Origin of the sequence: Rhodococcus mengyinensis, from assembly GCF_048381435.1 — a bacterium.
GTDB lineage: Bacteria > Actinomycetota > Actinomycetes > Mycobacteriales > Mycobacteriaceae > Rhodococcus_F > Rhodococcus_F opacus_D.
This window is the reverse complement of sequence record NZ_JBLWIT010000069.1, coordinates 60,219-66,641: the sequence shown is the minus strand read 5'-3', so window position 1 is coordinate 66,641 and position 6,423 is coordinate 60,219. Positions and strand designations below refer to the sequence as shown.

The window sequence follows — 6,423 nt, the reverse complement described above, 5'->3', positions numbered from 1 at the left end:
ACCGGCACCCCGATCGGCACCACCGTCCGATCCGCCCCCGTGACCTCGTGGAACGTCACATCCACCGACGCCTCCGTCGGACCGTACAGATTGTGGATCCGGGCGCCTGGCACCAACGCCCGCATCCTCGACGCCGTTTGCGCGGGCAATGCCTCACCCGAGGCGAACACCCGCCGCAGGCTCGTGCATCGCGTCACTGCCGGTTCCGCGGTGAACACGGCCAACATCGAGGGGACGAAATGCACCGTGGTGACCGACTCCTCGCGAATCACCCGTTCGAGATAACCCGGGTCACGGTGCCCGTCCGGCTCCGCGATCACCAACCGCGCACCGACGATCAACGGCCAGAACAACTCCCACACCGACACATCGAACGTCACCGGCGTCTTCTGCAACACCACATCATCCGACGTCAACGGGTACCGATCCTGCATCCACAACAACCGATTCACGACACCCTCATGCGGAACCGCCACCCCCTTCGGCCGACCCGTCGACCCCGACGTGAAAATCACATACGCCGGATGACCAGGACACAACGGCGCACGCCGCTCCCCATCCCCCACCGGAGAAGCCGAGAACCCCGACACATCCACCGAATCCAACTCCACCACCCGCACACCCGCAGGCACCACCACCCGATCCGAAGACGTCGTCAACACCAACACCGGATCCGCAATCCCCACCACATATCCGACCCGCTCGGCAGGCAGATCCGGATCTATCGGCACATACGCCCCACCCGCCTTCACCACCGCGTACAACCCCACCAACATTTCCACCGAACGCCGCACAGCCACACCCACCGACGACTCCGGACCCACCCCCGCCCCGATCAGGAACCGCGCCAGCCGATTCACCCGCGCATCGAACTCCCCATACGACAACACCACATCCCCACACACCACCGCCACAGCACCAGGAGTCCGCCCCACCTGCGCATCGAACAGGTCGGCAAGGGTGGTGCGCGGCACCGGATGACCCGTCGCATTCCACGAACCCACCACCAACGCCCGCTCGCCCGGCCCCAGAACCTCCACATCACCGACCGGCGCATCCGGATCCGCAACCACTCCCACCAGAATCCGGAGGAACCGTTCCCCGAATCCCGTGACCGTCTCCGGATCGAACACGTCCGACGCGAACGTGAACGACGCGTCGATGCCTGCTGCCGTCCCGGACGCGTCGTAGCGCTCCGCGAGCGTCAACTGCAGATCGAACTTGGACACACCGGTTTCGACATCGAGGATCTCCACCGTCAGTCCCGGCAGGTCGAGGTGCGCCGGGGCGGTGTTCTGGAACTCCAGGAGAACCTGGAACAGCGGTGAGTACGCGGTCGAGCGGGTCGGTGCGACCGCGTCCACCACGCTCTCGAACGGCACCTCCGCGTGACCGAACGCCGCCAGATCCGCCTCCCGCGCCCGGGACAGCACCTCGCCGAACGTTGCGCCGGACTCGACGGTCGTCCGCAGGACCAGAGTGTTGACGAGCATCCCCACCACGTCGTCGAGTGCTTCCTCGCCGCGCCCGGCGATCGGCGTCCCGATCGCGATGTCTTCGGAACCACTCAGCCGCGCCGCCAGCACGGCCAGCACAGCGTGCATCACCATGAACATCGTGGAATTGTGCTGCCGCGCAAGGAGCAGAAGCGCCCGATGCTGTTCCGCTGCCACCGGGAACCGGACGATCCCACCCCGCAATGCTCTGTCCGCGGGCCTCGGTCGATCCAATGGAAGATCCATCGCGTCGGGGAGGTCGGACAGCGTCTGTTTCCAGTATTCCAACTGCGCCGACATCAGGCTGCCGGGATTCTCGTCACTGCCGAGGGCCGCCCTCTGCCACAGGCTGTAGTCGGCGTACTGCACGGGCAGCGGCGCCCAGCCGGGTGCCTGCTGCTGTACCCGCGCCGAGTACGCCACCATCAGGTCGTGCGCGAGTGGGGCCAGCGACGCTCCGTCCGCCGAAATGTGGTGCACCACCAGCATGAGGACGTGCTCGTCGTGGCGGGTCCGGAACAGGTCACCACGCACGGGCACCTCGGTGCTCACGTCGAAGCCCCGAGCGGTCGATTCGGCGATCCGCGCGCGCACCGCGTCCTCGTCGTCGCAGACCGTCGGATCCAGGTCCGGAATCACCTCCCCCGGTGGCAGGATCACTTGATGCGGTCCGTCCACTGACGCCGGATACACCGTGCGCAGCGATTCGTGTCGTTCGAGGACGTCCGCCACGGTGGCCCGGAGCGCCTCCACGTCGAGCGTTCCGGACAGTCGGAGCGCCATCGGAATGTTGTAGGCCGGTGACGAGGTGTCGTACTGATTGACGAACCACATACGTTGCTGGGCGAGCGATAGCGGGATCCGGTCGGGACGCGTCTGCGCCACCAGGTCCGGGCGGTCGAGGCGCCTCGCGTGAGTACCCTCGATCCGGTCCGCCAGTGCCTCCACCGTCGGTGCCTCGAACAGGGTCCGCACCACGAGGTCGACGCCGAGGGCGGCGTTGACCCGCGCCACCACTTTCGTCGCGACCAGTGAATTTCCGCCGAGGTCGAAGAAGCTGTCGTCGAGCCCGATTCGTTCCACACCCAGTACGTCGGCGAACACCCGCGCGACGGCCCGCTCCACCGGAGTGGCAGGTGCACGGAACTCGGCGGCCGTGGAGAGGAATTCCGGCGCCGGCAGTGCCGCACGATCGAGCTTCCCCACCGGTGTCATCGGGATCTCGTCCAGTACCACGATCGCCGCCGGCACCATGTACGTCGGCAATTGCTCTGCGGCATACTCGATCACCTCAGCAGTCGCGAGCTGTTGCCCGGCCGCAGGCACCACGTACGACACGAGCACCGTGTCGCCGGACGGTGCCGTTCGCGGCATCGTCACCGCGGTCCGCACGCGCGGATGGGTGTGGAGGACGGTGTCGATCTCCCCGAGCTCGATGCGGAAGCCGCGTACCTTCACCTGGAAATCGCTGCGGCCCAAGTACTCCAGTGTGCGGTCGGTTCGCCACCGCACCACATCCCCGGTTCGATACATCCGCTCGCCGGGGCCGCCGAAGGGGTTGGCCACGAACCGTTCGGCCGTCAACGCTGATTTGCCGTGATATCCGCGAGCGAGGCCGTCACCCGCGACGTACAGCTCTCCGGCGACGCCGGGCGGCACGGGTTGCAACCGCGCATCGAGGACGACCTCGTGGAATCCGCGGAGCGGACCGCCCACCGTGATGGCTCCGGTCGGTGACATCGGCGCACTGATGTTGGACATGACGGTGGCCTCGCTGGGCCCGTACGCGTTGCACAATCTGCGACCGGGCGCCCACCGCTCGACGAGTTCCGGCGGGCACGCCTCGCCGCCGAACACCACGTCCCCGAAGTCGGCGAGTCCGTCCGGTTCGACCGTTCCGAGCGCGGCAGTGGTGACGAATCCGTGAGTGACTCGCTCCGATTTCAGGAGCCGCGACAACTCGGTGCCGCCGTAGACCGTGGGCGGCACGATCACCATGGTTGCCGCGGCGGCGAACACGTGCAGGTACTCGGAGACGGACGCGTCGAAACTCGGTGTGGAGAAGTGCAGAATCCGGGATGCCTGCGTCGCTCCGAATCGTGAGTGCTGCTCGGCTGCGAAGGTGTCCAGGCCACCGTGTGTGACCACGACGCCTTTGGGCCTGCCGGTGGAACCGGACGTGTAGATCACGTAGGACGGGTTCTCCACGCGGAGGGGCCGTGCCCGCTCGGCATCGGTCACGACGGATACCGGCTGCGTTGCGCAGAGGGTCCGGAATTCTTCGTCGTCGAGCACGAGCCACGCAATCACGTCCGGGAGCCGGGAACGGACGGCGGACACCGTCACGCCCAGGGCGGCACCCGAATCGCCCAGCATGTGCTCGATCCGTTCGGCCGGGTAGTTCGGGTCCACCGGCACGTAGGCCGCGCCCGATTTGGCCACCGCCAGCATCGACAGAACCGACTCGATCGAGCGAGTCATGCCCAGTGCGACGAAGTTCTCCGGCCCGATGCCGCGTTCGGCGAGGACGCGTGCCAACTGGTTCGAGCGCTCGTCCACTTCGCGGTACGTCATCTCGATACCGCTATACGAGAGTGCGACACCGGTGGGGTTGGATTGTGCTGCTGCGGAGAACAATTCGGGCAGTGTGCGGCCCGGTCGCCCCGGCCCGCCGGACACCGGAACGAGGGTGGCCCGTTCGGTATCGGACAGGACGTCGAGGTCGCCGACGACGAGTCCGGGGTCGCCGGCGGTCGTCTCCAGGATTCGGCGGAACCGTTCGCCGAGGCGACGGACCGTGCCGGGGTCGAACAGATCGGTGGCGAACCCGAGGGTCGCCGTGATGCCGGACGGGATGCCGTCGGCGTCGAAGGTCTCGGTCGCGGTCACCCGGAGGTCGAGTCGGCCGATCCCGGACGTCTCCGGATCGTCACTGCACTCGAGCAGGACCTGGACGATCGGCGAGTACGCGGGCGAATCGCCGAGGGCGACCGTCCGGACCACCCGTTCGAATGGGACGTCGCGGTGCTCGAACGCCTCCCGGTCGATGTCGCGGACGTGGCCGAGGAGACGCGTGAAGGACGTGTCCGGTTCGACGCGGGTACGGAGCGCCACGAGGTTCCGGTCGTGGTCCACCGTGGTCGTGGTTCCGATCACTACATCCGAGACGCCCGACAGCCTGCTCAGCAGCGCGGTGAACGCTGCGTGCAGAACCGAGAACGCGGTGGTGTCGTGTTCGTGCGCGAGGGCCAGCACCGCGGCATGCGCTTCCGCGCCGATCGGAATTTCTACGCGGTCTTCCCGCCCGGATTGCGCGACGGGCCGCGGCCGATCGGACGGCAGGTTCAGCACTTCGGGGATCCCCGCCAGCTGATCCGTCCAGTACTCGAGTTGATGCGCCTCGCGGCGTCGTCGCTCGCCGTCGCGGGCCGTGACCTCGTGAATCGTCGCGACCCGGGCCTGCGGGTCGGCCGAGATGAACTCTTCCAGCAGTTCGACGAAGTGCCGGTGGTGCAGGCGCAGCGCCACGTCCTCGTATCGGTTCGGGTTGGCCCGGAAATCGACGAAGATCTCGGCCGGTGTCCCGCTCGGGTACACGTTGACCAGCAGATCTTCCACCGGACCCGACGTGACGATGTGGTATTCGCCGACCAGTGGACCCAGCTGCACGTTCTGGTGGAACAGCATGACGTTGACCATCGGTCCGTGGAGATCGGCGCCGCTGCCCGCGCCCACGTCGCGGCGGATGTCCTCGACACTGCACCGCTGATGCCGCAACGCGCCCATCAGCTCTCGCCTGACCCGTGACACGAGGTCCGCGACCGTCTCGTCCTCGTCGACCGTGATCGGCAGCGGCGCGACGCTGACCATCATGCCGCCGGAGTTGCGCAGCACCGACGTGGTCCGGCCGGACATCGGAACATTCACGAGGACATCGATTTTCGCCGTGATTCGCGACAGGTAGCAGGCGAAGGCGGCGATGATCGTGACTGCCGCGGTGGCGTTTGCCTGACTGTCGGCGCCGTGGATACCGGACACGGCCGCCTCGGACAGCAGGGCACTCTCGACCTTGCTCCTGGCGAGTGCGGGGGCGGGCGCGTCGGCCAGAGTCGATCCGTCGACGGCCTCGACTCGCTTCGCCCAGTACTCCCGATCCGCCTCGAAGCGGTCGGACGACCGGTACCGGGCATCGACGTCGTACAGCTCGTGCAGGGTCGCGGCGCGACTCGGATCCGGTTCGCGGCCGGCCACGGAGGCCGAGTACCGGTGCGCGATGCGGTTGATCAGCGTCATGGCGCCGTATCCGTCGAGCGCGACGTGGTGAATGCGGCTGTACCACAGGTAATGCGACTCTCCGACGCAGAGAATCGAGGTCTCGAACAGTCGATCCACATCGAGATCGAGGGGGGCCTGGTAGTCCCGGTCCATCCATTCGTGCGCGGCAGCGACCGGGTCGTCCTCACCGCGAAAGTCGATGAAGGCGATGGACGTGTCGGTGGCGTGGTCCACGTACTGCATCGGTCGGCCGTCGACCTCGACGACCTTGAGGAACGGCGACTGGAATTCGCGGGCCACCGCGATGGTCTCCCGGCGCAGCAGGTCGATGTCGAGGTCGCCGTGCAGTTCCACATAGTGCGCTACCGAGATCGGCACCGCGGGGTCGAGTTGCTGCGCGAACCAGGTGGCACGCTGCGCCGCGGACAGGGGGAACGGCTCCCCTTCGGAATCGTGTGTTGCCGGCTTCCGCGTGTCGACGGGCTTCACGGCGGTTCCTCCCCATAAGGTATCCCCGACCGCTCACAGCGTGACCGCGTCCGTATCCTGGCTCGCGAATGCGGGAGGCGGTAGCTTTTCGCCGTCCCCCAGAAAACTCGTTCGCCGTCCACAGGGCGCACAGACCCCATCGTTGCACAGCGGCACGGCTCCG

General features: G+C 67.2%; 1 protein-coding gene. It reads right to left on the bottom strand.

The genetic code is table 11. The features are described 5' to 3' along the window. On the bottom strand, positions 1–6,260 hold a 6,260-nt coding region (locus ACNJ7E_RS13855; RefSeq protein ID WP_418340131.1), incomplete at its 3' end, for an amino acid adenylation domain-containing protein. Between the last annotated feature and the right edge of the window lie 163 nt (positions 6,261–6,423).